The following is a 24,490-nucleotide window of genomic DNA, read 5'->3' on the forward strand; positions in this document are numbered from 1 at the left end:
CCCCGGCTGCTTGCATGGGCACGAGCCCATACGGCGCATCCGAGGCATCCACTCATCCCGATTACGCTCCAACGCGATCCCCTGGGAGATCGTAAACACGTTCTTAGGGTCCATCATGTCCCTGGGCTTGATCCAGGTCAATGTGCCTGCAGGTTGCGAGCGATAGGCTCGATGCATGTCAATCTTCGGAGCCGAAGCGCTCGCAGAAACTGCGCCCGATGCTCCCACCGCGCCGGGTGCCACATCGGATGTCGCACCGGGTGCCGCTGCAACCGCGGGGCCCGCACAAGCACCAGGGCCGGGCCCGGACCCGGACCCGGACCCGGACCACGTACATCTGCTGGACGACCCGCAGGAGTGGCCCGCGTTTGGCCGCCCCTGCACGCCGGCCAATGGAGACCGCACCGCGTGGGAATCGCATGTGGTGCTCGAAGGCATGCACTGCGCAGCCTGCGCCCTCACCATCGAAGACGCCCTGCGTGCGGTGCCGGGCGTGCAGCAGGCCGACGTGAGCGCGGCCACGCGCCGCGCGCGTGTGGTGTGGCAGCCGGGCCGGGTGCTGCCATCGCAGTGGATGGCCGCCGTGCAGCAGGCCGGCTACCGGGCCGTGCCCGCCATGGACGCACTGGCGCGCGAACGGCGGCGGCAGGAAAGCCGGCGCGCGCTGTGGCGCTGGCTGGTGGCGGGCTTTTGCATGATGCAGGTCATGATGTACGCATGGCCTGCGTACGTGGCGCAGCCCGGCGACCTCTCGCAAGAGATGGAGCAGCTGTTGCGCTGGGCCTCGTGGGTCATCACGCTGCCCATGGTGGCGTTCTCATGCGGTCCATTCTTCGCCAGCGCGCTGCGCGACATCCGCCAGGCCCGCGTCAGCATGGACCTGCCCGTGGCGTTGGGCATGGCCATCACCTTCGCCGTCAGCACGGCGGGCACCTTCGACCCCGCAGGCCTTTTCGGCCGGGAGGTGTACTACGACTCGCTGACCATGTTCGTGTTCTTCCTGCTCACCGGGCGCTGGCTGGAGCTGCGCCTGCGCGACCGCACGGCCGGCGCGCTGGAGGCGGTGATGAACCGGCTGCCCGACAGCGTGGAGCGGCGCACGGCCGACGGCCGCCTTGAGCGCGTGGCCACGCGCCGCCTGGCCGTGGGCGACACCGTGCGCGTGCTGCCTGGCGAGGCGTTTCCGGCCGATGGACACATCACGCTGGGCAGCACCCACGCCGATGAGGCGCTGCTGACGGGCGAGTCCACGCCCGTGCCACGCACCGTGGGCAGCGCGGTCGCTGCGGGCAGCTACAACCTGCAGGCGCCGGTCGAGGTGCGCGTGGACCGCATAGGCGGTCAGACCCGCTTCGCGCAGATCGTCGCGCTGATGGAAAGCGCATCGCTGCAAAAGCCCCGACTGGCGCAGCTGGCCGACCGCATCGCACGCCCGTTTCTGGTGGCCGTGCTGGCCGCCGCCACGCTGGCCGCCGCGTACTGGTGGCCCGCAGACCCGGGCCACGCGCTGATGGTGGCGGTGGCGGTGCTCATCGTCACCTGCCCCTGCGCGCTGTCGCTGGCCACGCCCGTGGCCATGCTCACGGCCGCAGGCACGCTGGCGCGCCACGGCGTGCTGGTGCGCAACCTGCAGGGGCTGGAGGCGCTGGCCCATGTGGACACCCTGGTGTTCGACAAGACAGGCACCCTGACCCGCGACGGAATGGCACTGCAGGCCGTGCGCACGGCCCCCGGCTGGAGCGTGGAGGCGGCCCAGGGCCTGGCAACCGCGCTGGCGCGCCATTCCATGCACCCCGCGTCGCGTGCGCTGGTGGCTGCAGCCTCGCCCGCCGTCCTTGCTGCTGCGGGGCGCTGGTCCGTGGCGCACGTCCGGGAGGACGCGGGCCTGGGGCTTTCGGCCACCGTGAGTTCGGCCACCGTGGGAGATGGCACCGGCGATCTGTCCGGGTGCGAAGTGCGGCTGGGCTCGGCCCGCCATGCCAACGTGGCCCCGCAAGATGGCGCTGCCGCCATGCAGGTGGTGCTGGCAGTTCAGGGGCCGGACGGCCAAGGCGTGGAGCTGGCGCGCTTCCATTTGATGGAGGACCTGCGCCGCGAGGCCCCGGCCGTGGTGGCTGCGCTGCAGCGCGGGGGCGTTGCCGTGCATGTTCTGTCCGGCGACCGCGCGCCGGCCGTGCGGCGCGTGGCCGTGCGCGCGGGCATCGAGCACGCGCAGGGCGAATGCTCGCCGGCGGGCAAGCTGCAGAGCCTGCAAGCGCTGCAGGCGGGTGGGCGCCAGGTGGCCATGGTGGGGGACGGCCTGAACGACGGCCCGGTGCTGGCCGGCGCCCACGTGTCGTTTGCGTTTGGCCGTGCGGTGCCGCTTGCGCAGTCGCGCTCAGATTTTGTGGTGCTGGGCGACAGCCTGGCGCTGGTGCCGCAGACCGTGCTGCTGGCCCGCCGCACCCTGCGCGTGGTGCGGCAGAACCTGTGGTGGGCGGCGGCCTACAACGCACTGTGTGTGCCGCTGGCGGTGGTGGGCTGGATGCCCGCGTGGCTGGCCGGGCTAGGCATGGCGCTCAGCTCGCTGCTGGTGGTGCTCAATGCCGCGCGGCTGGCGCGCGGCCTGCCGCCCATCGTGCCATCCGATGGGCCGAATCGGCCCGCTGCTGCGCAGGCCGGTGCCCGCCCCGCCGCGCTGTCCCCCGCCAGCCTGGAGACCGTGTGATGGACATTCTTTACCTGCTCATTCCCTTGTCCGTGCTGCTGGTGCTGCTCATTCTGGGTGGGCTGTGGTGGGCGGTGCACCACGGCCAGTTCGAGAGCATCGAGCACGAAGGCGAGCGCATTCTCCGCGACGGTTGACCTGCATCAATGCGGTCATCGACACGCTGCAACACACTGTGTCTGCATGACAAAGAGGTGCCCGATGGATTCTCCAACAACAATGGCTGCGCACTACAACGACACCGTGGTGCGGCAGTTTTCTATCATGGCCGTGGTCTGGGGGGTGGTCGGCATGCTGGTGGGCGTATTCATCGCCACGCAGCTGGCCTGGCCTGAGCTCAACTTCGGCATTCCATGGCTGAGCTACGGGCGCCTGCGCCCGCTGCACACCAACGCGGTGATCTTCGCGTTTGGCGGCTGCGCGCTGTTTGCCACCAGCTACTACGTGGTTCAGCGCACCTGCCAGGTGCGGCTGTTTGCGGCACCTCTGGCCGCCTTCACGTTCTGGGGCTGGCAGCTGGTCATCGTGGCGGCTGCCATCAGCCTGCCGCTGGGCTACACGTCCGGTAAGGAATACGCCGAGCTTGAGTGGCCCATCGACATCCTCATCACGCTGGTGTGGGTGTCCTACGCGGTGGTCTTCTTCGGCACCATCGGCATGCGCAAGGTGCGCCACATCTACGTGGCCAACTGGTTCTTTGGCGCGTTCGTCCTGGCCGTGGCCATTCTTCACCTGGTCAACAGCGCGGCGGTGCCTGCCGGCTGGATGAAGAGCTACTCGGCCTATGCCGGCGTGCAGGACGCCATGGTGCAGTGGTGGTACGGCCACAATGCCGTGGGCTTCTTCCTCACGGCCGGCTTCCTCGGGATGATGTACTACTTCATCCCCAAGCAGGCCGGCCGCCCGGTGTACAGCTACCGCCTGTCCATCGTGCACTTCTGGGCGCTGATCTTCACCTACATGTGGGCCGGCCCGCACCACCTGCACTACACCGCGCTGCCGGACTGGACGCAATCGGTGGGCATGGTGTTCTCGCTGATCCTGCTGGCGCCCAGCTGGGGCGGCATGATCAACGGCGTGATGACCCTGTCGGGCGCCTGGCACAAGCTGCGTGACGACCCCATCCTGCGCTTCCTGATCGTGTCGCTGTCGTTCTACGGCATGTCCACCTTCGAAGGGCCGATGATGTCCATCAAGACGGTCAACGCCCTGAGCCACTACACCGACTGGACCGTGGGCCACGTGCACTCTGGCGCGCTGGGCTGGGTGGGCCTGATCTCGATGGGCTCGCTGTACTACCTGGTGCCCCGGCTGTTCGGCCGCGAAAAGATGCACTCGGTGCCCGCCATCGAGCTGCACTTCTGGATGGCCACCATCGGCATCGTGCTGTACATCGCCGCCATGTGGATCGCCGGGGTGATGCAGGGCCTGATGTGGCGCGCCGTGAACCCCGATGGCACGCTGACCTACACCTTTGTGGAAAGCGTGAAGGCGAGCTATCCCTTCTATGTGGTCCGCGTGGCTGGGGGCCTGCTGTATCTGGGGGGCATGCTGGTCATGGCCTGGAACGTGTGGATGACCGCGACCTTGGGACGCTCGGTCACGGTGCAGATTCCCGCCTTGCAGGCCGCCCGCGCCTGAGCCCGCAGAAGAGAACAACCATGTCTGACAACCGCACCCCCGCTCCGGCCGGCTTCTCGCACGAGAAGGTCGAGACCAACAATTTCCTCATGATCGTGCTGATCCTCCTGGTCATCGCCATTGGCGGCCTGGTGGAGATCGTGCCGCTGTTCTTCCAGAAGTCCACCACCGAGGCCGTGAAGGGCGTGGAGCCCTACACCGCCACCCAGCTGGTGGGGCGCGACGTTTACATCCGCGAGGGTTGCTACAACTGCCACTCGCAGATGATCCGCCCCTTCCGCGCCGAGACGCTGCGCTACGGCCACTATTCGGTGGCGGGCGAGTTCGTGTACGACCACCCCTTCCAGTGGGGCAGCAAGCGCACCGGCCCCGACCTGCACCGCGTGGGCGGCAAGTACAGCGATGAGTGGCACCGCATCCACCTGATCAACCCGCGCGACGTGGTGCCCGAATCCAACATGCCCGCCTACCCCTGGCTGGAAAAGAGCGTGGTGGACCCGGCCAGCGTGGCACCGCGCATGAAGGCGCTGCGCACCGTCGGCGTGCCGTACACCGAAGCGCAGATCGCAGCAGCCGCCGACGAGGTCAAGGGCAAGACCGAGATGGATGCGCTGGTCGCCTATCTGCAGGTCATGGGCCGCGCGCTCAAGTAAAGGAGACCCGCCATGGACATCACCACCATGCGCATCGTCGCAACGCTGGCCTGCCTGGCCGTATTCATCGGCATCTGTGTCTGGGCCTGTCTGCGCAGCAACCGGGGGCGGTTCGAGGAGGCGGCCCGGCTGCCCTTCGAGAACGAATGACGGCCCCCACTTCCAGAACGAGAACATTCCATGAGCGACTTCACCAGCAATTTCTGGTCGGTCTTTGTGACCGCGCTGACCCTGGTCGGCATCATCGCCTGCGGCGTCCTGCTGTGGATGGCAGGCCGCAAGAAGGTGATGGCGACATCCGACAACACCACGGGCCATGTGTGGGACGAAGACCTGGTGGAGATGAACAACCCCCTGCCGCGCTGGTGGGTGTGGCTGTTCGTCATCACCATCGTCTTCGGCCTGGGCTACCTGGCCGCATACCCGGGCCTGGGCAGCTTCTCGGGCCAGCTGAACTGGACGCAGAAGGGCGAGTACGACGCCGAAATGGCCCAGGCCAAGGCTGAGCTTGAGCCGCTGTATGCGCGCTTTGCGTCGATGAAGCCCGAAGACATGGCGGCGGACGCCCAGGCCCATGCCATCGGCGAGCGGCTGTTCATGAACAACTGCGCACAGTGCCATGGGTCGGATGCGCGAGGCAGCAAGGGCTTTCCCAACCTGGCCGACAACGATTGGCTGCACGGCGGCACGCCCGAGAAGATCCGCGAGACCCTGGAAAAGGGCCGTGTCGGCAGCATGCCGCCGATGGCCGCTGCCGTGGGCTCGGCGGAAGACATCCGCAACCTGTCGCACTATGTGCTGAGCCTGTCCCGCAGCCCGCATGATTCCCTGCGCGCGTCGCTGGGCAAGTCCAAGTTTGGCGCCTGCGCCGCCTGCCATGGCATGGACGGCAAGGGCAACCAGGCGCTGGGGGCTCCGAACCTCACGGACGACATCTGGCTGCACGGCTGGGGGGAGGCCGCGATCACCGCCATCATCAATAACGGCAAGGTCAATGAAATGCCGGCGCAGGCCGACAAGCTGACCGAGGCGCAGATCGGCGTCCTGGCCGCCTATGTGTGGGGCTTGTCGAACGGCAAGCAGGCCAGCGCGGCGCGCTGACCCCCAGCCTCGGGCGGCGCGCCGTCGCTGCCCCGGGTTGGCTCACAGATGCTCCAGGCAGTGCAGAGAAGCGACAACACCATGAAGCCCTCCAGCGAGTCCGCTCGCAAAGTCATTCCCATTGCGCCGGTCGCGGCCGAGGCTTCCGCCGCGGTCGAGATCGTCTCGTTGTACGAGGCGCAAAAAAAGATCTATCCGCGCTCCATCAGCGGGTTGTTCGCGCGCTGGCGCTGGGGCATGGTGGTGCTGACGCAGCTGGTGTTCTACGGGCTGCCGTGGCTGGAGTGGGGGCAGCGCCAGATGGTGCTGTTCGACCTCGGAGCGCGGCGGTTTTACCTGTTCGGCCTGGTCCTCTACCCGCAGGACTTCATCTACCTCACGGGCCTGCTCGTCATCTCTGCGCTGTCGCTTTTTCTGTTCACCGCAGTGGCGGGGCGGCTGTGGTGCGGCTTTACCTGCCCGCAGACGGTGTATACCGAAATCTTCATGTGGATAGAGCACCACGCCGAAGGCGACCGAAGTGCGCGCCTGCGGCTGGACAAGGGCCCATGGACCTTCGAAAAGATCCGCAAGAAGTTCGTCAAGCAGGCGCTGTGGCTGGCGGTGGCGGGCTGGACGGGTTTCACCTTCGTCGGCTACTTCGTGCCCATCCGCGAGCTGGGTGGGGAGTTGCTGGCGCTGCAGGGCAGCTGGCAGATTTTCTGGGTGCTGTTCTACGGCTTGGCCACCTATGGCAACGCGGGCTACATGCGCGAGCAGGTGTGCAAGTACATGTGCCCTTACGCCCGCTTTCAGAGCGCCATGTTCGACAAGGACACGCTCATCGTCAGCTATGACCGCGAGCGGGGTGAAATGCGCGGGCCGCGCAAGAAAGGCGTGGACAGCAAGGCCCAGGGGCTGGGTGACTGCATTGACTGCTCCTTGTGCGTGCAGGTCTGCCCTGTGGGCATCGACATCCGCAACGGCCTGCAGTACGAATGCATCGGCTGCGGCCTGTGTGTGGATGCCTGCGATACCGTGATGGACAAGGTCCAGTACCCCAGGGGGCTGATCCGCTTTTCCACCCAGAACGGTCTGGCCCACCGCTGGGGCCGACCCCAAATGCTGCAGCGTGTTTTGCGCCCGCGTGTGCTGGTCTACACCGCCGTACTGGCGGCATTGTGCGTGGCGATGCTGGCCAGCCTGGTCACGCGCATGCCGCTGAAAGTGGATGTGGTGCGAGACCGCGCCGCGCTGTCCCGCATTGTTGCGGGCGGCAAGCTGGAGAACGTCTACCGCCTGCAGGTCATGAACGCCACCGAGCAGCTGCAGCGCTACCGCATCACGGCCCAGGGGCTGGCGGGGCTGGAGGTGGCTTCGGACGCCGAGGTGGAGGTCGGGCCCGCCGAGTCGCGCTGGGTGCCCGTGCGGCTGCAGATTCCCTACGGCTCGGCGGCCCCGGGGTCGCACCCGGTGCAGTTCGACGTGCAGGCGCTGGGAGCCGCCGCGCATGTGCGTGAGAAGTCCGTGTTCCTGGTGCCGCGTTGACGCGGTATGCGCTGCCTGAGCAGCCTTGCGCTGCGGCCTGGTTGACATCGCCATGGATTGGCTGGATCGAATATTTAGGAGTTGCTTTCATGCCTATAACCCGCACCCCAACCCTTGAGACCCCGCCGCTTGCGTCGGGCCCGGTTGTCCCGTCCGCCCCGTGGTGGAAGTTTGGCCACGTGTGGCTGGTCATTGCCGGCCCGGCCATCGTCATCGTGGCCGGGTTCGTCACGCTGTGGCTTGCGCTGTCGCGGCCCGACCCGGTGGTGGCGGAGGACTATTACCGCAAGGGGATAGAGATCAACCAGACGCTGGAATCCCCCGAGAAGGCCCTGGCCCCCGCCATCAAGGGACGCAACCATGCCGCCACCCCGGCGCGGGATCAGCCGCGCTGAGCACGTGCGGCCAGTTCGAGCCGCGGGGCCCTCATCGGATGCCGGCAGGGTGCTGGCGTCCGCCAACGGAGACTACAACGATGTGGACACAACGCCTGATGTGGATTGCATGGCCCGCCTTCCTGATGGCGGGCGTGCTGGAAATGCTGGTCTTTGCCCTGGTCGATCCGCACGACCTGCACTGGTTCGGGCAGCCGCTGGCGCTGTCGCGCCAGGGCGTCTATACGCTGGCGTTCTTTGTCTTCTGGTGCGTGACAGCGGCCGCGGGTGCGTTGACCACGCTGTTGTCCCTGTCGCCGTTCGAGGTCAACCGCTGCCCCGTACCCCACGACGAGCGTCCCCAGGACTGCCGCAAGAACGGCGACGCCTGTCGGTGATGTGCCGGAGAAATGCGGCAGGAGCGGGGAAGAAACGGGGCAGGGACGGGACCGCAGGAATGGGACCGCAGGAATGGGGCGTGATGCGCGGCGGGCCGGGCGCCTCAATGGCAGGCTTGCTGGCTGTTGACGATGCGCTTGAGCGCGTCGGTGTCCAGGATGCGCACGTGGCGCTGCTTCACCTCGACGATGCCTTCTTCCGCAAACTTCGAGAACGTGCGGCTCACGGTTTCCAGCTTGAGGCCCAGGTAGCTGCCGATTTCTTCGCGCGTCATGCGCAGCACCAGTTCGGACTGCGAGAAGCCCCGCGCGTGCAGGCGCTGCACCAGGTTCAGCAGGAAGGCTGCCAGCCGCTCTTCGGCGCGCATGCTGCCCAGCAGCAGCATCACGCCGTGCTCGCGCACGATCTCGCGGCTCATGATCTTGTGCACATGGTGCTGCAGGGCCGTCACTTCGCGCGACAGCTCTTCGATCCGGTCGAAGGGCATCACGCACACTTCGGCGTCTTCCAGCGCGACGGCATCGCAGGTGTGGTGGTCGTTCACGATGCCGTCGAGCCCGATGATCTCGCCCGCCATCTGAAAGCCCGTGACCTGGTCGCGCCCGTCTTCGGTGGCCACGCAGGTCTTGAAGAAACCGGTGCGGATGGCATACAGCGACGTGAAGGTCTCGCCGTTGTGAAACAGCGTGCCGCCCCTTGGCACCTTGCGGCGAACGGCCACCACCTCGTCGATGCGCTGCAACTGCTCCTCGTTCAGCCCCACGGGCATGCACAGCTCGCGCAGGTTGCAATTGGAGCAGGCGACTTTGATGGTGAGCGGATTCATAGGTGCGTGAAAGGTGGTGTTTCAAGCATATCGCCGTCTGCGCGCGATGCAAGAAAATTGCGCCGCACCGGTTCGCGAATGACATGCATCAAATTGTCCCTGCAAGAGCGTGGGCATCACTTGATGTGGGTCAAGGACGCCGGAGATCGTCCAGGGCACAGTGGGGCGTACGCAAGGATTTTCCACCCATGACCGCTGTTTCGCCCGATCTTCTGCGCCGCTTCGACGTGCCTGGGCCCCGTTATACGTCCTACCCTACGGCCGACCGGTTTGTGGAGGCCTTTGGCGAGGACGACTACGTGCTTGCGCTGCAGCAGCGCCGCCTGGGCGCCGCAGCCAAGGCCTTGCCGCTGTCGGTGTATGTGCACATCCCGTTCTGCGAGTCGCTGTGCTACTACTGCGCCTGCAACAAGATCATCACCAAGCACCATGACCGCGCCGATGGATACCTGCGCTACCTGAGCCGCGAAATCGGCCTGCACACCGCGCACTGCGGCACGGGCCAGGTGGTGAGCCAGCTGCACCTGGGCGGCGGCACGCCCACGTTCCTGTCAGACGCGGGGCTGGGCGAACTCATGGCCATGCTGCAGCGCAGCTTTACGCTGGCACCGGGCGGCGAATACTCCATCGAGGTGGACCCCCGCACCGTGACGCCCGAGCGGCTCGCGGCGCTGGCCGATCTGGGCTTCAACCGCCTGAGCTTCGGCGTGCAGGACTTCGACGCGGAAGTGCAGAAGGCCGTGCACCGCATCCAGCCCGCCGAACAGGTGTTTGCGCTGGTCGACGCCGCGCGCGGGCTGGGGTTCGAGTCCATCAACGTGGACCTGATCTACGGCCTGCCACGCCAGACCCCCGAGTCATTCGACCGCACGCTGGCGCAGGTGGCCCGGCTGCGTCCCGACCGCATCGCGCTGTATGCCTACGCGCATCTGCCCGAGCGCTTCAAGCCGCAGCGGCGCATCGTGCCGGCCGAGCTGCCGGCGGCGTCTGCAAAGGTGTCGATGCTGTCGCGCTCGCTGGACGCCTTCCTGGACGCCGGATATGTCTACGTGGGCATGGACCACTTTGCCCTGCCCACCGATGCGCTGGCCGTGGCCAAGCGCCAGGGGCGCCTGCACCGCAACTTCCAGGGGTACAGCACGCAGCCCGACTGTGACCTGATTGGCCTGGGCGTCTCGGCCATTGGGCGCGTGGGCGCCACCTACAGCCAGAACGCCAAGACCCTGGACGAGTACTGCGACTTTCTGGACCAGGGCCGTCTGCCGGTGGTGCGCGGCCTGGCCCTCACGCGTGACGACCTGGTGCGGCGCTCCGCCATCATGGCGCTGATGTGCCAGGGCGAGTTGCTGTTCGAGCCCATGGAGCAGGCCTGGCTGATCGACTTTCGCCACTACTTCGCGGCCGAGCTGGTGCAGCTGGAGGCGATGGCGGAGCAGGGGCTGGTGACGATGGGGGCCGAGGGCATCGAGGTGACGGCCATGGGCTGGTTCTTCGTGCGCGGCATCGCCATGGTGTTTGACCGCTACCTGCAGGCCGACCGCAACCGTGCGCGCTTCTCGCGCATCATCTGAAGTGATAGGCACATTTGCTAGCGAACTTGTAGCTGTGAGCGCTTTCTGCATAAGGGTTTCAGCAGATTTTCGTCTCAATCTCAATGGTGGCAAGCGCTGACCGCTATCAAATTCGAAGCAAACCCTGTTTTTCACCTCCGTTCGCCCATGCTTGCCGCCCTTGCTTCCACCGCCTTGCTCATGGGGCTGGTCGGCGGGTCCCATTGCCTGGCCATGTGTGCGGCGCCTTGCAGTGTGCTGACGGGGCAGGGCGGGGCACGGCCGCCGCATGCGTCGCAGGCTGCGCAGGCAACGGGTGAGGCCGAGGCCGGGCAGCCCGTCCAATGGATGCCCCGGGGTGGCGTAGCGCGCCGGGCAATGGCGTTTCATGCCGGGCGGCTGGCCGGGTATGCGGCCGCAGGGGCGCTGGCCGCGTTGGCGATGGACAGCCTGGCCTGGCTCACGCAGCAAACCAGTGCGCTGCGCCCCGTGTGGACGCTGATGCACGTCGCGGTGATGGCCTGGGGGCTGATGATGATGGTGCAGTCGCGCCAGCCCTTGTGGGTAGAGCAGGCCGGGCGGGCGGTGTGGGCGCGCGTGCGGCCCTGGGTGGGCGCACCTGGGGGCGTGCTGGTGGCGGGCGTGCTCTGGGCATGGATGCCCTGTGGGCTGCTCTACTCCGCCCTTTTGGTGGCCGCGCTCAGCGGCGGCCCGGTGCAGGGCGCGCTGACCATGGCGTTCTTTGCGGCGGGCAGTGGCCTGTGGCTGGCGGGCGGGCCGTGGGTGTGGAGCCGGGTGCGTGGTCGCCTGAACGCCGCCCGCGCCGAATGGGGCACCCGCCTGGCAGGGGGCATGCTCTGTGCGGTGGCCTCCTGGGCGCTGTGGATGGACTGGATCTACAAGCCCTCACTCTGGTGCAGGTAGTCGCACCTTGCGTCCCGCTGTTGCAGCCGTGCGACGCTGTAAGGGCTTGCACTGACCGCGCGCGCAAGGTCGCTGCGCACAATGTCACGTAACTGTTGCCGTGCCGCAGCGGCGCCACGGCTGGTTCCCTCGGGCTGACTTAGGATGCAGGGATAATCTGTGTAACCATTGGTGGCATGGATATCCCCCTGTTACGCAAACCTTGAAGTGAACTCATCCATCCTCATCGACATCAGCCAGCTGCGTGTCGGCATGTACATCCAGCTGGATGTAGGCTGGCTGCACCACCCGTTTCCGGTGAGCAGTTTCAGGGTGGCCTCGGCAGAACAGATTGCCACGCTGCGCGAGTTGGGCCTGACCGAGGTGCGTTACGTTCCCAAGAAGAGCGACCCTGAATTGAAGGAGTTGGTGCCCGCCGCCTGGAGCGTGCCCGAAATGGCAGCGCCAGCGCCCGCCAATGCGCTGGACGGGGCCTCCGGCACGGTGGCGCCTGCGGTGGACCAGGAAGCCCTGCGGCGCCGTGCATTGCTGGATGCGCAGAACCGCGCCCTGGCCGCATGCAACCAGCGGTTCACCGAGGCGACGCGCCAGTACCAGGCGCTTGAGCGGTCGGTGTCCGAGCGTCCCGACGAAGCGCGCGCCAAGGGCGAGGCCCTGGTCTCCGGCTGTGTGGCCGACCTGCTGGAAAACGGCGATTCCGTCATCCGCCTGCTGTCCGAAGGGGTGGGCGAGCGCAACGGACTGCATCCCATCAACGTGATGGTGATCGCGCTGCTGCTGGGCCGCTCGCTGGGCATGCAGGGCGATGAATTGCAGACCCTGGGCGTGGCCGCACTCGTGCACGACCTGGGCAAGCTCAAGCTGCCGCCCAATCTGCGGCAGGCCACACCCTCCATGATCCCCATGGAGCGCACCCGCTACGAGACCCATGTGGGCGAATCCGTGGCCTTTGCGATGCGCATGGGCCTGGCGGACCCGATCGTGAAGGCAATTGCCCAGCACCATGAAATGGCGGACGGTAGCGGGTTTCCCCTGCGGCTGACCGGCCCGGCGCTGGGCCGCAACAGCCAGGTCCTCGCCCTGGTGAACCGCTACGACCGCATGTGCAACCCTGCCATGGGGGTCGATGCGCTCACGCCGCATGAGGCGCTGTCGGTCATCTTTGCGCAGCTCAAACCCAAGTTCGATTCGGTGGTGCTGGGGGCCTTCATCCGCATGATGGGCGTTTACCCGCCGGGCTCGATCGTGCAGCTGGTCAACGACCGCTACGCCATCGTGGCCTCGGTCAATTCGTCGCGGCCCCTCAGGCCCAAGGTGATCGTGCACGACTCGCGCGTGCCCAAGGACGAAGCCACCATTCTTGATCTGGAGACTGTGCCCGAGCTGGGCATTCGCCGCAGTCTCAAGCCCGTGCAGCTGCCGCGCGACGCGCTCGAATACCTCTCGCCCCGGCAGCGGATCTGCTACTTTTTTGAGCGCGCCGTCATGCCCGAACCGGACGAGGCCACTGCGTGAGCCGCGCGCAAGCTCCTGCATGGCTGGACAGCCTGCTTGAGGCCGTCTGGCTGGTGGACGAGAAAAGCCTGCTGATCCTGCATGCCAACGAACCGGCGCAACGCCTGGCCGCGCAGCCGCTGGCCGACATGGTGGGGCAGTCGGTGCTGCAGCTTGCAGCCACCCCCCAAGACCAGGCTTTCTGGGCCGAGCCGGCCGACGTGGTCGCCAACGGCATTCATTCGCATACCAGCCTGCTGCGCGCCGATGGCTCGCTGATACCGGTGGAGCGGCGCGTGACGCGCGTGCCGCGGGACGCCGATGCGGGCGGCGGAACGCAGTTCATGGTGACCATGCTCGACCGAAGCGTGCAGGACGCCACCGAGCGCGAGCTGGAGACCCTGCTGTCCGAGCTGCGCGCCACGCTCGATTCGGCGGCCGACGGCATGCTGGTGTGTGGCCTGGACGGACAGGTGCGGGCCTTCAACCAGCGCCTGGCGCAGCTGTGGAGCATTCCCCGCGAGCGCCTGGTGCAGCGCGACGATGCGGCCGTCTATTCGCACATGTCCAGCCAGGTGGTGGACGCGCGCCTGTATGCCGACCGGCTGGCAGCGATTGCCCGCGAACCCATGCAGGAGAGCACGGACATCCTGGAGCTGCGCGGGGGCACGGTGCTGGAGATGCGCACGGTGCCGCAGTTCAGCCAGGGGCGGCCCGTGGGGCGCGTGTATTCCTACCGCGACATCACGCGACAGACCGAGATCCAGGCCAGCCTGCGCCTGGCGGCGCGAGTGTTCGAGTCCAGCCTGGACGCCATCTTCATCGCCGACAGCCAGCACCGCATCCTGCGCATGAACCCCGGCTGCGAGCGCCTCGTGGGCCCCTCGGCCGCCGCATTCGAGGGCAGCACGGCGGCATCGCTGTTTGGCGGCGGCTCGGATGCCAGCTTCATGGAGCAGGTGTTCCAGGGCTGGGCCACCGACGGATTCTGGGAGGGCGAGCTTTGGCTGCCGCGCGACAACGGGGCGTATTGCGCCGTGCAGCTGTCGTGGGTGGCCCTGCGCGACGACGAGGGCCGCCTGGTGCAGAGCATCGGCTTCATGCGCGACCTCACCCTGCAGCATGCCGCGCAAAAGCGCATCGAAGAGCTGGCCTACAGCGACGTGCTCACCGGCCTGCCCAATCGCCTGCTGCTGTCACAGCGCGTGGACACGGCGATCCAGGGAGCGCGCCAGTCGGACACGGGCTTTGCCATTCTGTTCCTGGACCTTGACCGTTTCAAGATCATCAACGACTCGCTGGGCCACCCGTTTGGCGATCGCGTACTGCAACTGGTGGCCGAGCGCCTGCAGACCTGCCTGCGCCAGACCGACATGCTGTGCCGCCTGGGCGGCGACGAGTTCGTGATCTATCTGCACGGTGGTGATGCCGCCGTGGCCGAGAGCGTGGCGCGCCGCATTCTGGACGACATGCTCAAGCCTTTCACGCTCGACAGCATGGGGTTCTCCATCCAGTGCAGCATCGGCATGGCGCTGTACCCGCAGGACGGCGCAACGCTGGACGACCTGATCAAGCAGGCCGACACCGCGATGTACCGCGTGAAGGACCGGGGGCGCGGCAGCTACGGCTTCTACCAGCCGCAGATGAATGCCAACTTGCTTTCGCGCATGCAGATGGAGCACGCCATGCGCCAGGCACTGGGCCTGCAGCGCATGGCAGTGCACTACCAGCCGCAGGTCAATCTGGTGACGGGCCGCATCACGGGCGCCGAAGCGCTCATCCGCTGGACCGACCCGGAGTTTGGCGCCGTGTCGCCGGCGCAGTTCATTCCCCTGGCCGAGGAATCCGGCTACATCGTCACCCTGGGCGCCTGGGTGATGGAACAAGCAGTGCGCGAGGCTGCCGTGTGGATGCACAGCGGCACGCCCATCATGGTGTCGGTCAACGTGTCGGCGCTGGAGTTTCGCCAGCCCGATTTTGTCGAGCGCATCACCCGCCTGCTGGCTGTGCACCAGCTGCCGCCCACCCTGCTGGAGCTGGAACTTACGGAAACCATCCTGCTGCAGGACGCGCAGGAGATGGAGCAGCGCGTGCGTGTGCTGGCCGACCTGGGCATTGGCCTGGCCATCGACGACTTCGGCACGGGCTACTCCAGTCTGGCCTATCTCAAGAAGCTGCCCATCCACAAGCTCAAGATCGACCAGTCGTTCGTGCGCGGCCTGCCCGATGACGATGGCGACCGGGCGATCGTCAGCGCCATCATCAGCATCGGGCGCGCCATGCACATCGAGGTGGTGGCCGAAGGCGTCGAGACCGCCACCCAGCAGGCCGTGCTGCAAGCCATGGACTGCGACCACTACCAGGGCTATCTGTGCGCGCCCGGCCTGCCGGCCGAGGCGTTCCGTGCCATGCTGGCCAAGCCACCACTGCAGCCCAGGGCCACTGCCGGCAACAAGCGCGGCACCGCCAAGAGCCGGGTTGACAAGCACTGAGGGCGGCTGCGGCCCAGGGTCGCCGCGCCGGCAGCCGGGGCTTACGCCGCCGTGATGCCCTTCCAGAACATGTAGGCCGCCAGGCCGAACAGCAGCGACGCGAACACCCGCTTGAGCTGCTTGACCGGCAGGCTGTGCGCCGCCTTCGCGCCCAGCGGGGCCGTGAGCACGCTGCAGGTGGCGATCACGGCCAGCGCGGGCAGCCACACATAGCCGAGCGACGCGGGCGGCAGGTTGGCCACGCTGAACCCGCTTGCCACGTAGCCCACCACGTTGGCCAGCGCAATCGGAAATCCGAGCGCCGCGCTGGTGGCCACGGCATGGTGGATGGGCACGTTGCACCACGTCATGAAGGGCACGCTGACAAAGCCGCCGCCAGCGCCCACCAGGCCCGACAGGAATCCGATCACGCCCCCTGCGGCCACCTGGCCTGCGCCGCCCGGCATCTGCCGCGACGGCGCGGGCTTTTTGTCGAGAAACATCTGGGTGGCGGAGAAGCTCACGAAGAGCCCGAAGAAGATCGCCAGGAACGAACCCTTGAGCAAGGCAAACACGCCCAGGCTGGCCACCATGCCGCCCAGCACGATGCCCGGCGCCAGGCGCTTGACGATGTCCCATTGCACGGCGCCGCGCTTGTGGTGCGCGCGCACGCTCGAGATCGACGTGAACATGATCGTCGCCATGGAGGTGGCAATGGCCATCTTCACCGCGAGGTCGGGCGCGACCTGCTGGCCGCCCAGGATGTAGGTGAGGAAGGGAACCAGCAGCATGCCGCCGCCGATGCCCAGCAGGCCGGCCAGAAAACCGGTGGCGAGGCCGAGCACGGCAAGTTCAACGATCAGGACAGGATCCAGCATGGCGCACCAAGGAAGTGGAGGAAAGAACGCAGCGAAGCGAGGCCGGGAAAAATGCGGCCCGCGCGAACCCGCTGTGGCGAGACGCACAGCGGGTGCAGCGGGCGCATGGGGGGAAATCAGGTGTCCGCGGATGCTACCGGACTCTCATCCTGAACCGGGGGTTCAGGTGGGCGAGGGCAGCCTTGCATTGGGTTCATCTGACGCGAGATGATCACGCTTGCTGGGCGATATACCAAGCCCGAGCTCATTGAGCATTGGTTCAAGGAAATATAAAGCCCGGCGGCACCGCAGACACCTCCATTGTAGGCGCTCAGGGGCGGCAGATGCGAAGCGCGGGCTTGGGGTGGGGGCAAGCCGGTGCAGCTTGCCGGGTGCGTTGCCGGGGTCCTAGAGCAGGCGGCCGTCGTCGCCCAGGGCCTGGTCCAGGCGCTGCACCAGGCTCTGCAGCCGTTCATGGTCGGCATCGGGCAAGAGCGAGGCCTGGGGGCTGGCTTCGCCTACCGGGCCGGGGCGCTGCAGTGCCGGTGCGGCAGCCGCGGGCTGCGCGGCGCGGGCGGCAAGGTCGGCGGCCTCGCGGTCGGCAATTTCAAACGCCAGGTTCAGTGCGGCCAGCACGGCGATGCGCTCGCGGGCGCGCACCTTGCCCGCATCGCGGATGCGGGTCATGGCGGTGTCGACGCGCTCCACGGCATCCAACAGGCGGCTCTCGTGGCCCTCGGGGCAGGTCAGCAGGTAGCTTTGCTGCAGGATCTGCACCTCGATCTGTTTCATTCGGCGTCTTTCGTGGCGGGGGCTGCGGCGGGAAGGCGTTCGAGCAGGGCGTCCACGCGGGCGCGGGCTGCGCTCAGGCGGGACTTCAGCGAATCCCGTTCATGGGTGAGAGCCGCCACCTGCTCGGTCAGCAGGGCGTTGGTGCGCTGCAGCTCTGCATGGCGCAGCAGCAGGCGTTCAACGCGCTCCGCGATCTGGTCGGTGGGGGACGGTAAGGCCATAGAGCCTTTCATTGTAGGGTTGCGGCTTGCAAACGGCCGTAAAATCCCGGCGTTGGTGCTCGCGGTGTGGTTCGCATGCCGCAGTTCAACGGGAAGCAGGGAGGCGCCGCCCCACAGGGCGCGCCCAGCCTGCGCTGCCCCCGCAACGGTCAGCGGACGAATCACCCGATTCTCTTTTCATCCACATGCCACTGGGTGCCTTGAACAAGCACCTGGGAAGGCGTTGAAGAGTGTTCCGCCAGCCCGGATACCGGCCAACACGGTGGTTGCTTGCGAGCTGCTTTTTTGGGAAGAAGCACCTTGCGCGCAGCCGTATCACCCAATTGCTGGCGGGGAGGCCGGCTCGGGTAGTGCCTGTCAACCTTCACTCCATGAAAATCCGTACCCTTCGTGCGCGCATTGCGGCGCCGCTGTGCCTGCGCCCCGCCGTGCTGGCCCTGGCTGCTTTTGGCGCGTGCGCCGTGCATGCGCAGTCAACCGACACACCCGGCGCGGTGCAGGTGGCGCAGAACCTGCGCCAGCCCTCGCTCGCCGAGACCGTGGTCACCGCCACGCGCACCCCGCAGCCCCTGTCCGACCTCGTGGCCGACGTGAGCATCATCGACCGCGAAACCATCGAAGCCAGCGGCACGACCGGCTTGGCCGATGTGCTGGCGCGGGTGCCCGGCATCGAGATCTCGCGCAACGGCGGCCCCGGCACCACCACCAGCGTGTTTCTGCGCGGCGCGGAATCGCGCTTCACCGCCGTGTACATCGACGGCGTGCGCATGGATTCGCAGTCCACCGGTGGCGCCGCGTGGGAATCCATCCCGCTGGCGCAGATCGACCGCATCGAAGTGCTGCGCGGCCCGGCCGGCGCCGTGTATGGCTCGGACGCCATGGGCGGCGTGGTGCAGATCTTCACCAAGCGTGGCGAGAACGGCGTGGCGCCGTATGTGGGCATTGGGCTGGGTACGCACGGCACACGCAAGGCGGAAGCCGGCGTGAGCGGCGCCAGCGGCACCCTCGACTACGCGCTGGGCATTGCGCATGAACGGAGCAAGGGCTTCAGCGCCCGCACGCTGGCCACGGCCAACCCGGACCGCGATGGCTACGAAAGCACCTCGGGCAGCGCGCGCGTCGGCTTGCAGCTCAACAGCGTGCACCGGCTGGAGGGCACGCTGTTGGTGAACGACCTCAACAGCGGCTACGACAGCAGCCCCACGGCCGATGACCGCAACCTGCACCAGCTGCACGCGCTGGGCCTGAACTGGCAGGCGCAGTGGTCCGCGCACTACAAGACGCGGGTGCAGATCACCGATTCGCGCGACCGCTACGAGACCAAGCCCTCGGTCTATCTCACAGACACGCAACTGCGCGGCTACCTGTTCCAGAACGAATGGCGCCAAGGTCCGCACCTGGTCACGGCTGCGCTGGAGCGCCGTGAAGACCGGCTGCAGAACGCGCCCATCGACCGCAAGCGCTCGCAGGACGCCCTGGCCCTGGGCTACGGCTACACCGCCGGGGCGCACAGCGTGCAGGCCCACCTGCGGCACGATTCCGACAGCGAATTTGGTGGCAAGGGCACGGGCAGCGTGGCCTATGGCTACCGCTTTGCCCCCCAGTGGCGGGTCACGGCATCGGCGGGCACGGCCTTTCGCGCGCCCACGCTGTACCACCGCTTCAGCGAATACGGCGTGGGCTCGCTCAACCCCGAGAGCAGCCGCAACGTCGAACTGGGCCTGCGCTGGGCCGAAGGCAGCAGCAGTTTCTCTGTCACGGCCTACCGCAACCGCGTGCAGGACCTCATCACCTTTGGCCGCCCTGGCCCCTGCGCGTCGACCTTTGGCTGCTACATGAACACCGCGCGCGCCGAGTACAAGGGTGTCACGCTGGCCGCGTCACACAAGCTGGGCAGCGTGCAGTTGCGCGGCTCGATCGACCTGCAGGACCCGCGCGACCTGGATACGGGCAAGCAGTTGCGCCGCCGTGCCAAGCGCCATGCAACGCTGGGGGCTGACACGGTGATCGCGGGTTGGACCGTCGGGGCGGAAGTGCAGGCCTCGGGGCACCGTTTTGACAACGATGCCAACACCCTCCGGCTGGGCGGCTACGGCCTGGTCAACCTGTATGCCAGCACCCGCATCGCGCGCGACTTCACGCTGGTGGCCCGCCTGGACAACGCGGGCGACAAGCACTATGAAGTGGCCCGCACCTATGCCACGCCCGGCCGAGTGGCCTATGTGGGCGTGAAATGGATGCCGCAGTGAGCCTTCCGGCTCAGGCCGTTGCGCGTTGCCCGGCGCTGCTGATTGCAGCCCCGGCCTCGGGCCAGGGCAAGACCACCGTCACCGCTGCCCTGGCGCGCCTGCATGCACGCCAGGGGCGGCGTGTGCGGGTGTTCAAGTGCGGGCCGGATTTTCTGGACCCGCACTGGCTCCAGCTGGCCAGCAGGGCGCCGGTGCACCAGCTCGACCTGTGGATGAACGGCGAGGCCGACTGCGCGCAACGCCTGCACGATGCGGCGCGCGATGCTGATCTGATCCTGATCGAGGGCGTGATGGGCCTGTTTGACGGCAGCCCGAGCGCGGCCGACCTGGCGCAGCGCTTTGGCGTGCCGGTGCTGGCGGTGGTCGATGCCTCCGCCATGGCGGGCACGTTTGGCGCATTGACCTTTGGCCTGCGCCACTACCGGCCGGGCCTGCCCTGGGCCGGGGTGCTGGCCAACCGCGTGGGCAGCGCACGCCATGCCGACATGCTGCGGGACGGCCTGCAGGATGCCGACGACTGGATGGGCGCACTGATGCGGGTGCAGGCCGCCGGCCATGCGCCTGCAGCCGCCAAGGCCGCTGCCGCACTGCTGCCCGAGCGCCATCTGGGCCTGGTCGCCGCCCATGAACTGGACGACAGCCTGCAGCGCCTGGACGCGGCTGCCGATGCCCTTGCTGCCACGCCCCTGGGCCAGATGGGACTGGATGAGTTACAGCGCTGGACGGTGGATTTCCCAGCGCCTGCATTGCCCCCCGCCGTGCCGCCGCTGCTGGCAGGCCGCACCGTGGCCGTGGGGCGCGATGCCGCGTTCTGCTTCATCTATGCCGCCAACCTGCAATGCCTGCAGCAGATGGGCGCGCGCGTGGAGTTCTTCTCGCCCCTGCGCGATGCGAACCTGCCCGATTGCGACGCCGTGTGGCTGCCCGGCGGCTACCCCGAGCTGCACGCTACGCAGATCGCCGCCAACACCGGCACGCAGGCCAGCCTGCGCGCCCATGTGGCCGCTGGCCGGCCCCTGTGGGCCGAGTGCGGCGGCATGATGGCCTTGTTTGAATCCATCACGCTGGCCGACGGCAGCACGGCGCCGCTGTGGGGGCTGCTGCCCGGGCGCGTGGCGATGCAAAAGCGCCTGGCGGCGCTGGGCCCGCAGCAGCTCGCGCTGGCGGGGCACACCCTGCGCGGCCACACCTTTCACTATTCCACCTGCGACAGCAGCGCCCCCGTGGTGGCCCGCACGGCGCGCCCGCACGAATCGGCAGCGCCGGATGCGGGCGAGGCGCTGTATCGGCAGGGCAGCATCCACGCCAGCTACTTCCATGCGTGGTTCCCCTCCAGCCCCGAGGCGGTGGCGCAATTGCTGGGAGGCGCATCCGCATGACCATCACCACCGAACTGATCCTGGGCGGGCAGAAAAGCGGCAAGTCCCGCCGCGCCGAGCTGCTGGCGCGCGACTGGCTGGCGCAGTCTGCCGACCACCGTGCGGTGTTGATTGCCACGGGCGAGGCCTGGGACGACGAGATGCGCGAGCGCATCGCCCGCCACCAGCGCGACCGTGCCGAGCGCGTGCCCGGCCTGCAGACCGTGGAGGAGCCGCGCGATGTGGCCGCCGCCATCGTGCGCCTGGCCACGCCGCAGACCCTGCTGGTGGTGGACTGCCTCACGCTGTGGCTCACCCACTGGACGATGCCCGTGGGTGGAGAGGCAATGGATTTTGATAAAAAACAGGCCCTAGCGCTTGACTGGCAAGCGCAAGCAGCTATGTTTTTGGGAGCAGTTCGGAAATCCCCCGGGCCCGTTGTTCTGGTGGGCAACGAGATCGGCCTGGGGGTCATCCCGATGGGGCGCGAGGTGCGCGGCTTTGTGGATGCGCTGGGTACGCTCAACCAGCAGGTGGCCCAGGTGTGCCCCCGCGTCACGCTCATGGCCGCCGGCCTGCCCTTGACCTTGAAAGAGCCTCATTGATGAAACCCACCCCCGTGCGCCGCATCCTCTGGGTGATCGCCATCGTGATCGCGCTCGGCCTGCTCATGGCCGGGCTGGCGCAGGCGCAGCCCGTGCGCATCCAGGACGACAAGGGCCGCGAGATCTCGCTGCCCCGCCCGCCGCAGCGCATCGTGAGCCTGCTGCCCTCGCTGACCGAAAGCGTGTGCGAGCTGGAGCAATGCCACCGCCTGGTGGGGGTGGACCGCTATTCCAACTGGCCCGAGGCCGTGGTCGGCAAGCTGCCCAAGGTGGGTGGTGGCCTGGACCCGAGCATCGAGGCCATCGTCGCGCTCAAGCCCGACGTGGTGCTCATGTCCGTCAGCTCGCGCGCCAGCGACCGGCTGGAGGCGCTGGGCGTCACGGTGGTGCAGCTGGAGCCCAAGACCCATGCCGATGTGCGCCGCGTTCTGGGCGCCGTGAGCGACCTGCTGGGCGTGCCGCGCGCGCAGGGCTCAGACCGCCTCTGGCGCGTGATCGACGCTGGCGTGCTGGCAGCGGCGCAATCGCTGCCGCCCAAGGCGAAGAATGCGCGCGTGTACTTCGAGGTGAGCCGGGGGCCGTACGGCGCGGGCGAGGCGTCGTTCATCGGCGAGACACTCACCCGGCTGGGCGTGCGCAATGTGGTGCCGGCCGCGCTCGGCCCGTTCCCGCGCCTGAACCCCGAATTCGTGGTGCGCGCCAACCCCGACATCATCATGATCGGCAACCGCAGCATGCAGGCCATGGTGCCGTACCCCGGCTGGGCCAGCATGCGCGCCATCCGCGAAAACCGGCTGTGCGTGTTCGGCCCCGGCGACTCCGACGTGGTGGTGCGCCCCGGCCCGCGCATGGCCGAGGCCGCCCGCATCATGGCGCGCTGCATTGCGGACCAGGCTTCATGACCCGCCTACACGCCGATCTGCCCACAGGCTCTGCCACCCGCCGCGCCGCCTGGTGCGCCGCCTGGCTGCTGCTGGCCAGCGCCGTGCTGGCGGTGTGCGGCGCCAGTGTGGGCAGCACGGGGTTTGACAGCGTGCTGCGCATGCACGGCGACCCGGTGGCCTGGCAGATCGTGTGGGACATCCGCCTGCCGCGCACGCTGGGCGCGTGGCTGGCGGGCGCGCTGCTGGGCCTGTCGGGCGCGGTGGCGCAGGGGCTGTTTCGCAATCCGCTGGCCGACCCCTATCTGCTGGGCAGCGCCTCGGGCGCGGCGCTGGGCGGGGCGGTGGCGATGGCGATGTTTGGCGTGTCGCCGGTGGCCGCGCAGTGGATGGCGCGCATCGGCATCACGGGCATGGCGTTTTTGGGCGCTGCGGGGGCGGTGGTGCTCACGCTGATCCTGGCGCGCGGCGTGCAGCACACCTTGCGCCTGCTGCTGGCGGGCGTGATTGTGGGCGTGGTGCTGGGTGCGCTGCGCGACCTGGTGGAGCTGGCCTCGCCCGACATCCTGCAGGCCATGCAGGCCTTCACGCTGGGCAGCACCGCCTTTGTGGGCTGGATGGCCTGCGTGCTGATGGCGGCCGTGTGGGCGCTGTGCGCGGTGGTGGCCTGGATGCTGGCGCGCGCGCTCGACGGCCTGACCCTGGGCGAGGCCACGGCCGCCAGCCTGGGCCTGCCGCTGTTGCCCATGCGCGTGGGGCTGGTGGCCGCCATGGCGCTGGCCACGGGCACGGCCGTGGCGCAGACGGGGCTCATCGCCTTTGTGGGGCTGGCCGCGCCGCACCTGGTGCGCTCCATCGTGCGCGTGAAGCACGAGCGGCACATCGTGCTGGCCAGTCTGATGGGCGCGGTGCTGCTGATGGCGGCCGACATCCTCGCGCGCTGGGTGCTGGCGCCGCAGGAGCTGCCCGTGGGCGTGCTCACCGCGGCGCTGGGCGGCACCTACCTGCTGTGGCTGATGCACCGGCGCACGGCGCAAGGCGGTGTGCTATGAATTCAGTAGCTATCAGCGCCCACCAGATAAGCGCCAGCATCGGAAATCGCTTGATCTTGCAGGGCATTGACCTGCAACTGCCCGCCGGGCGCTGGACCAGCATCGTCGGCCCCAATGGTGCCGGCAAGTCCACCCTGCTCAAGGTGCTGGCCGGGCTGCTGCCACGCGCAGCGGTGCAGGGCGAGGTGCAACTGCTGGGCCGCCCGCTGGCGCAGATTCCGGCGCGCGAGCGGGCCCGGCAGCTTGCGTGGCTGGGCCAGAACGAAGGCTCGGCCGACGACCTCACCAGCTACGACGTGGCCATGCTGGGCCGCCTGCCGCACCAGCCCTGGCTGGCCCCGCCGGGCGCGGCCGACCACGCGGCCGTGGAGCAGGCGCTGCGCACCACCCAGGCGTGGGACTGGCGGCACCGCCCGCTGTCCCAGCTGTCGGGCGGCGAGCGCCAGCGCGTGCTGCTGGCCCGTGCGCTGGCCGTGCAGGCGCAGGTGCTGCTGATGGACGAGCCCCTGGCCAACCTCGACCCCCCGCACCAGACCGACTGGCTGCACACCATGCGTGCGCTAGTGGACGCGGGCGGCACGGTGGTCAGCGTGCTGCACGAGGTGTCGCTGGCGCTGCAGGCCGACGACATGGTGGTGATGGCGGGCGGTCGCGTGCTGCACCAGGGCGCGTGCGATGCACCCCTCACCCACGCGGCACTCGAAGAAGTGTTCGACCACCGCATCCAGGTGCGGCACCTCGACGGCCTGTGGATGGCCCTGCCATCGCTGCGGCGCAAGAACAACCAATGAAACAACCTATGAATTGA

General features: G+C 68.0%; 23 protein-coding genes and 1 riboswitch. Of the genes, 19 read left to right on the plus strand and 4 right to left on the minus strand.

Features of this window, described 5'->3' with window-relative positions; all coding sequences use genetic code 11:
* The first annotated feature begins 175 nt into the window (after positions 1-175).
* The 9 genes from ACOQFS_RS15535 (at position 176) to ACOQFS_RS15575 (ending at position 8,401) form a co-directional block, all read left to right on the plus strand.
* Positions 176-2,707 carry a heavy metal translocating P-type ATPase gene (locus ACOQFS_RS15535; protein ID WP_421563731.1) on the plus strand — a complete coding sequence of 844 codons (2,532 nt, stop codon included), beginning with the start codon at positions 176-178 and terminating at the stop codon, positions 2,705-2,707.
* A complete protein-coding gene (gene ccoS / locus ACOQFS_RS15540; RefSeq protein ID WP_421563732.1) occupies positions 2,707-2,844 on the plus strand; it encodes a cbb3-type cytochrome oxidase assembly protein CcoS in 138 nt (45 codons plus the stop codon). The genes ACOQFS_RS15535 and ccoS overlap by 1 nt, the downstream gene beginning before the upstream one ends.
* 64 nt (positions 2,845-2,908) lie before the next feature.
* A complete protein-coding gene (ccoN, locus tag ACOQFS_RS15545; protein WP_421563733.1) occupies positions 2,909-4,348 on the plus strand; it encodes a cytochrome-c oxidase, cbb3-type subunit I in 1,440 nt (479 codons plus the stop codon).
* Between the two features lie 20 nt (positions 4,349-4,368).
* Positions 4,369-5,001 (plus strand): cytochrome-c oxidase, cbb3-type subunit II, encoded by a 633-nt coding sequence (ccoO, locus tag ACOQFS_RS15550; protein WP_421563734.1) that lies wholly within the window; start codon positions 4,369-4,371, stop codon positions 4,999-5,001.
* 12 nt (positions 5,002-5,013) lie between these two features.
* Entirely contained in the window at positions 5,014-5,151 is a 138-nt protein-coding gene (locus tag ACOQFS_RS15555; protein WP_421563735.1) for a cbb3-type cytochrome oxidase subunit 3, read from the plus strand.
* Between the two features lie 30 nt (positions 5,152-5,181).
* Positions 5,182-6,102, plus strand: coding sequence for a cytochrome-c oxidase, cbb3-type subunit III (ccoP, locus tag ACOQFS_RS15560; protein ID WP_421563736.1), 921 nt, complete (start codon positions 5,182-5,184; stop codon positions 6,100-6,102).
* An 81-nt stretch (positions 6,103-6,183) separates the two neighbouring features.
* Entirely contained in the window at positions 6,184-7,629 is a 1,446-nt protein-coding gene (ccoG, locus tag ACOQFS_RS15565; RefSeq protein WP_421563737.1) for a cytochrome c oxidase accessory protein CcoG, read from the plus strand.
* 89 nt (positions 7,630-7,718) lie between these two features.
* Positions 7,719-8,024, plus strand: coding sequence for a FixH family protein (locus ACOQFS_RS15570; protein ID WP_421563738.1), 306 nt, complete (start codon positions 7,719-7,721; stop codon positions 8,022-8,024).
* A gap of 80 nt (positions 8,025-8,104) precedes the next feature.
* Positions 8,105-8,401, plus strand: coding sequence for a hypothetical protein (locus ACOQFS_RS15575; protein WP_421563739.1), 297 nt, complete (start codon positions 8,105-8,107; stop codon positions 8,399-8,401).
* A gap of 104 nt (positions 8,402-8,505) precedes the next feature.
* Here the strand turns inward: ACOQFS_RS15575 and fnr are convergent, their stop codons facing one another.
* Positions 8,506-9,228, minus strand: a complete 723-nt coding sequence (fnr, locus tag ACOQFS_RS15580) for a fumarate/nitrate reduction transcriptional regulator Fnr (protein ID WP_421563740.1) — start codon at positions 9,226-9,228, stop codon at positions 8,506-8,508.
* Positions 9,229-9,416: 188 nt separating this feature from the next.
* On the opposite strand from fnr, the gene hemN reads away from it, so the two are divergent.
* From hemN to ACOQFS_RS15600, 4 genes are all read left to right on the plus strand, one after another.
* Positions 9,417-10,799: an oxygen-independent coproporphyrinogen III oxidase gene (gene hemN, locus ACOQFS_RS15585; protein WP_421563741.1), complete on the plus strand. Its 1,383-nt coding sequence runs from the start codon at positions 9,417-9,419 to the stop codon at positions 10,797-10,799.
* Between the two features lie 147 nt (positions 10,800-10,946).
* Positions 10,947-11,702: a sulfite exporter TauE/SafE family protein gene (locus tag ACOQFS_RS15590; RefSeq protein WP_421563742.1), complete on the plus strand. Its 756-nt coding sequence runs from the start codon at positions 10,947-10,949 to the stop codon at positions 11,700-11,702.
* Positions 11,703-11,909: 207 nt separating this feature from the next.
* The gene (locus tag ACOQFS_RS15595; protein WP_421563743.1) at positions 11,910-13,217 is read left to right on the plus strand and encodes an HD-GYP domain-containing protein; all 1,308 of its coding nucleotides are present in this window, start codon (positions 11,910-11,912) and stop codon (positions 13,215-13,217) included.
* Positions 13,214-15,688, plus strand: a complete 2,475-nt coding sequence (locus tag ACOQFS_RS15600; protein WP_421563744.1) for a sensor domain-containing protein — start codon at positions 13,214-13,216, stop codon at positions 15,686-15,688. Before ACOQFS_RS15595 ends, ACOQFS_RS15600 begins: the two co-directional genes overlap by 4 nt.
* A 41-nt stretch (positions 15,689-15,729) precedes the next feature.
* On the opposite strand, the gene ACOQFS_RS15605 is transcribed toward ACOQFS_RS15600, so the two are convergent.
* The 3 genes from ACOQFS_RS15605 to ACOQFS_RS15615 all read right to left on the minus strand — a co-directional run bounded on the left by ACOQFS_RS15605 (position 15,730) and on the right by ACOQFS_RS15615 (position 17,537).
* Positions 15,730-16,545 (minus strand): sulfite exporter TauE/SafE family protein, encoded by an 816-nt coding sequence (locus ACOQFS_RS15605; protein WP_421563745.1) that lies wholly within the window; start codon positions 16,543-16,545, stop codon positions 15,730-15,732.
* Between the two features lie 387 nt (positions 16,546-16,932).
* Positions 16,933-17,316 (minus strand): cell division protein ZapA, encoded by a 384-nt coding sequence (locus ACOQFS_RS15610; RefSeq protein ID WP_421563746.1) that lies wholly within the window; start codon positions 17,314-17,316, stop codon positions 16,933-16,935.
* Entirely contained in the window at positions 17,313-17,537 is a 225-nt protein-coding gene (locus ACOQFS_RS15615; RefSeq protein ID WP_421563747.1) for a DUF904 domain-containing protein, read from the minus strand. The genes ACOQFS_RS15610 and ACOQFS_RS15615 overlap by 4 nt, the downstream gene beginning before the upstream one ends.
* 36 nt (positions 17,538-17,573) lie before the next feature.
* Positions 17,574-17,810: riboswitch (cobalamin riboswitch) on the plus strand.
* Positions 17,811-17,908: 98 nt separating this feature from the next.
* Between ACOQFS_RS15615 and ACOQFS_RS15620 the strand changes: the two genes are divergently transcribed.
* The 6 genes from ACOQFS_RS15620 to ACOQFS_RS15645 are packed head-to-tail and all read left to right on the plus strand — an operon-like array spanning position 17,909 to position 24,473.
* A complete protein-coding gene (locus ACOQFS_RS15620; protein WP_421563748.1) occupies positions 17,909-19,786 on the plus strand; it encodes a TonB-dependent receptor domain-containing protein in 1,878 nt (625 codons plus the stop codon).
* Positions 19,771-21,165 (plus strand): cobyrinate a,c-diamide synthase, encoded by a 1,395-nt coding sequence (locus ACOQFS_RS15625; RefSeq protein ID WP_421563749.1) that lies wholly within the window; start codon positions 19,771-19,773, stop codon positions 21,163-21,165. The genes ACOQFS_RS15620 and ACOQFS_RS15625 overlap by 16 nt, the downstream gene beginning before the upstream one ends.
* On the plus strand, positions 21,162-21,749 hold the full coding sequence (locus ACOQFS_RS15630) for a bifunctional adenosylcobinamide kinase/adenosylcobinamide-phosphate guanylyltransferase (protein WP_421563750.1): 588 nt from the start codon (positions 21,162-21,164) through the stop codon (positions 21,747-21,749). The genes ACOQFS_RS15625 and ACOQFS_RS15630 overlap by 4 nt, the downstream gene beginning before the upstream one ends.
* Positions 21,749-22,651, plus strand: a complete 903-nt coding sequence (locus ACOQFS_RS15635; protein WP_421563751.1) for an ABC transporter substrate-binding protein — start codon at positions 21,749-21,751, stop codon at positions 22,649-22,651. The genes ACOQFS_RS15630 and ACOQFS_RS15635 overlap by 1 nt, the downstream gene beginning before the upstream one ends.
* Entirely contained in the window at positions 22,648-23,682 is a 1,035-nt protein-coding gene (locus ACOQFS_RS15640) for a FecCD family ABC transporter permease (protein WP_421563752.1), read from the plus strand. Before ACOQFS_RS15635 ends, ACOQFS_RS15640 begins: the two co-directional genes overlap by 4 nt.
* Positions 23,679-24,473 carry an ABC transporter ATP-binding protein gene (locus tag ACOQFS_RS15645; protein WP_421563753.1) on the plus strand — a complete coding sequence of 265 codons (795 nt, stop codon included), beginning with the start codon at positions 23,679-23,681 and terminating at the stop codon, positions 24,471-24,473. The genes ACOQFS_RS15640 and ACOQFS_RS15645 overlap by 4 nt, the downstream gene beginning before the upstream one ends.
* Positions 24,474-24,490: the final 17 nt, after the last annotated feature.

It is taken from the genome of Paracidovorax sp. MALMAid1276, assembly GCF_049198005.1.
Lineage (GTDB): Bacteria > Pseudomonadota > Gammaproteobacteria > Burkholderiales > Burkholderiaceae_C > Acidovorax.

Coding starts and splice junctions, on each gene's coding strand:
- ACOQFS_RS15535 (WP_421563731.1), top strand. CDS start 176: ATGTCAATCTTCGGAGCCGAAGCGCTCGCAGAAACTGCGCCCGATGCT.
- ccoS (WP_421563732.1), top strand. CDS start 2,707: ATGGACATTCTTTACCTGCTCATTCCCTTGTCCGTGCTGCTGGTGCTG.
- ccoN (WP_421563733.1), top strand. CDS start 2,909: ATGGATTCTCCAACAACAATGGCTGCGCACTACAACGACACCGTGGTG.
- ccoO (WP_421563734.1), top strand. CDS start 4,369: ATGTCTGACAACCGCACCCCCGCTCCGGCCGGCTTCTCGCACGAGAAG.
- ACOQFS_RS15555 (WP_421563735.1), top strand. CDS start 5,014: ATGGACATCACCACCATGCGCATCGTCGCAACGCTGGCCTGCCTGGCC.
- ccoP (WP_421563736.1), top strand. CDS start 5,182: ATGAGCGACTTCACCAGCAATTTCTGGTCGGTCTTTGTGACCGCGCTG.
- ccoG (WP_421563737.1), top strand. CDS start 6,184: ATGAAGCCCTCCAGCGAGTCCGCTCGCAAAGTCATTCCCATTGCGCCG.
- ACOQFS_RS15570 (WP_421563738.1), top strand. CDS start 7,719: ATGCCTATAACCCGCACCCCAACCCTTGAGACCCCGCCGCTTGCGTCG.
- ACOQFS_RS15575 (WP_421563739.1), top strand. CDS start 8,105: ATGTGGACACAACGCCTGATGTGGATTGCATGGCCCGCCTTCCTGATG.
- fnr (WP_421563740.1), bottom strand. CDS start 9,228: ATGAATCCGCTCACCATCAAAGTCGCCTGCTCCAATTGCAACCTGCGC.
- hemN (WP_421563741.1), top strand. CDS start 9,417: ATGACCGCTGTTTCGCCCGATCTTCTGCGCCGCTTCGACGTGCCTGGG.
- ACOQFS_RS15590 (WP_421563742.1), top strand. CDS start 10,947: ATGCTTGCCGCCCTTGCTTCCACCGCCTTGCTCATGGGGCTGGTCGGC.
- ACOQFS_RS15605 (WP_421563745.1), bottom strand. CDS start 16,545: ATGCTGGATCCTGTCCTGATCGTTGAACTTGCCGTGCTCGGCCTCGCC.
- ACOQFS_RS15610 (WP_421563746.1), bottom strand. CDS start 17,316: ATGAAACAGATCGAGGTGCAGATCCTGCAGCAAAGCTACCTGCTGACC.
- ACOQFS_RS15615 (WP_421563747.1), bottom strand. CDS start 17,537: ATGGCCTTACCGTCCCCCACCGACCAGATCGCGGAGCGCGTTGAACGC.
- ACOQFS_RS15620 (WP_421563748.1), top strand. CDS start 17,909: ATGAAAATCCGTACCCTTCGTGCGCGCATTGCGGCGCCGCTGTGCCTG.
- ACOQFS_RS15625 (WP_421563749.1), top strand. CDS start 19,771: ATGGATGCCGCAGTGAGCCTTCCGGCTCAGGCCGTTGCGCGTTGCCCG.
- ACOQFS_RS15630 (WP_421563750.1), top strand. CDS start 21,162: ATGACCATCACCACCGAACTGATCCTGGGCGGGCAGAAAAGCGGCAAG.
- ACOQFS_RS15635 (WP_421563751.1), top strand. CDS start 21,749: ATGAAACCCACCCCCGTGCGCCGCATCCTCTGGGTGATCGCCATCGTG.
- ACOQFS_RS15640 (WP_421563752.1), top strand. CDS start 22,648: ATGACCCGCCTACACGCCGATCTGCCCACAGGCTCTGCCACCCGCCGC.
- ACOQFS_RS15645 (WP_421563753.1), top strand. CDS start 23,679: ATGAATTCAGTAGCTATCAGCGCCCACCAGATAAGCGCCAGCATCGGA.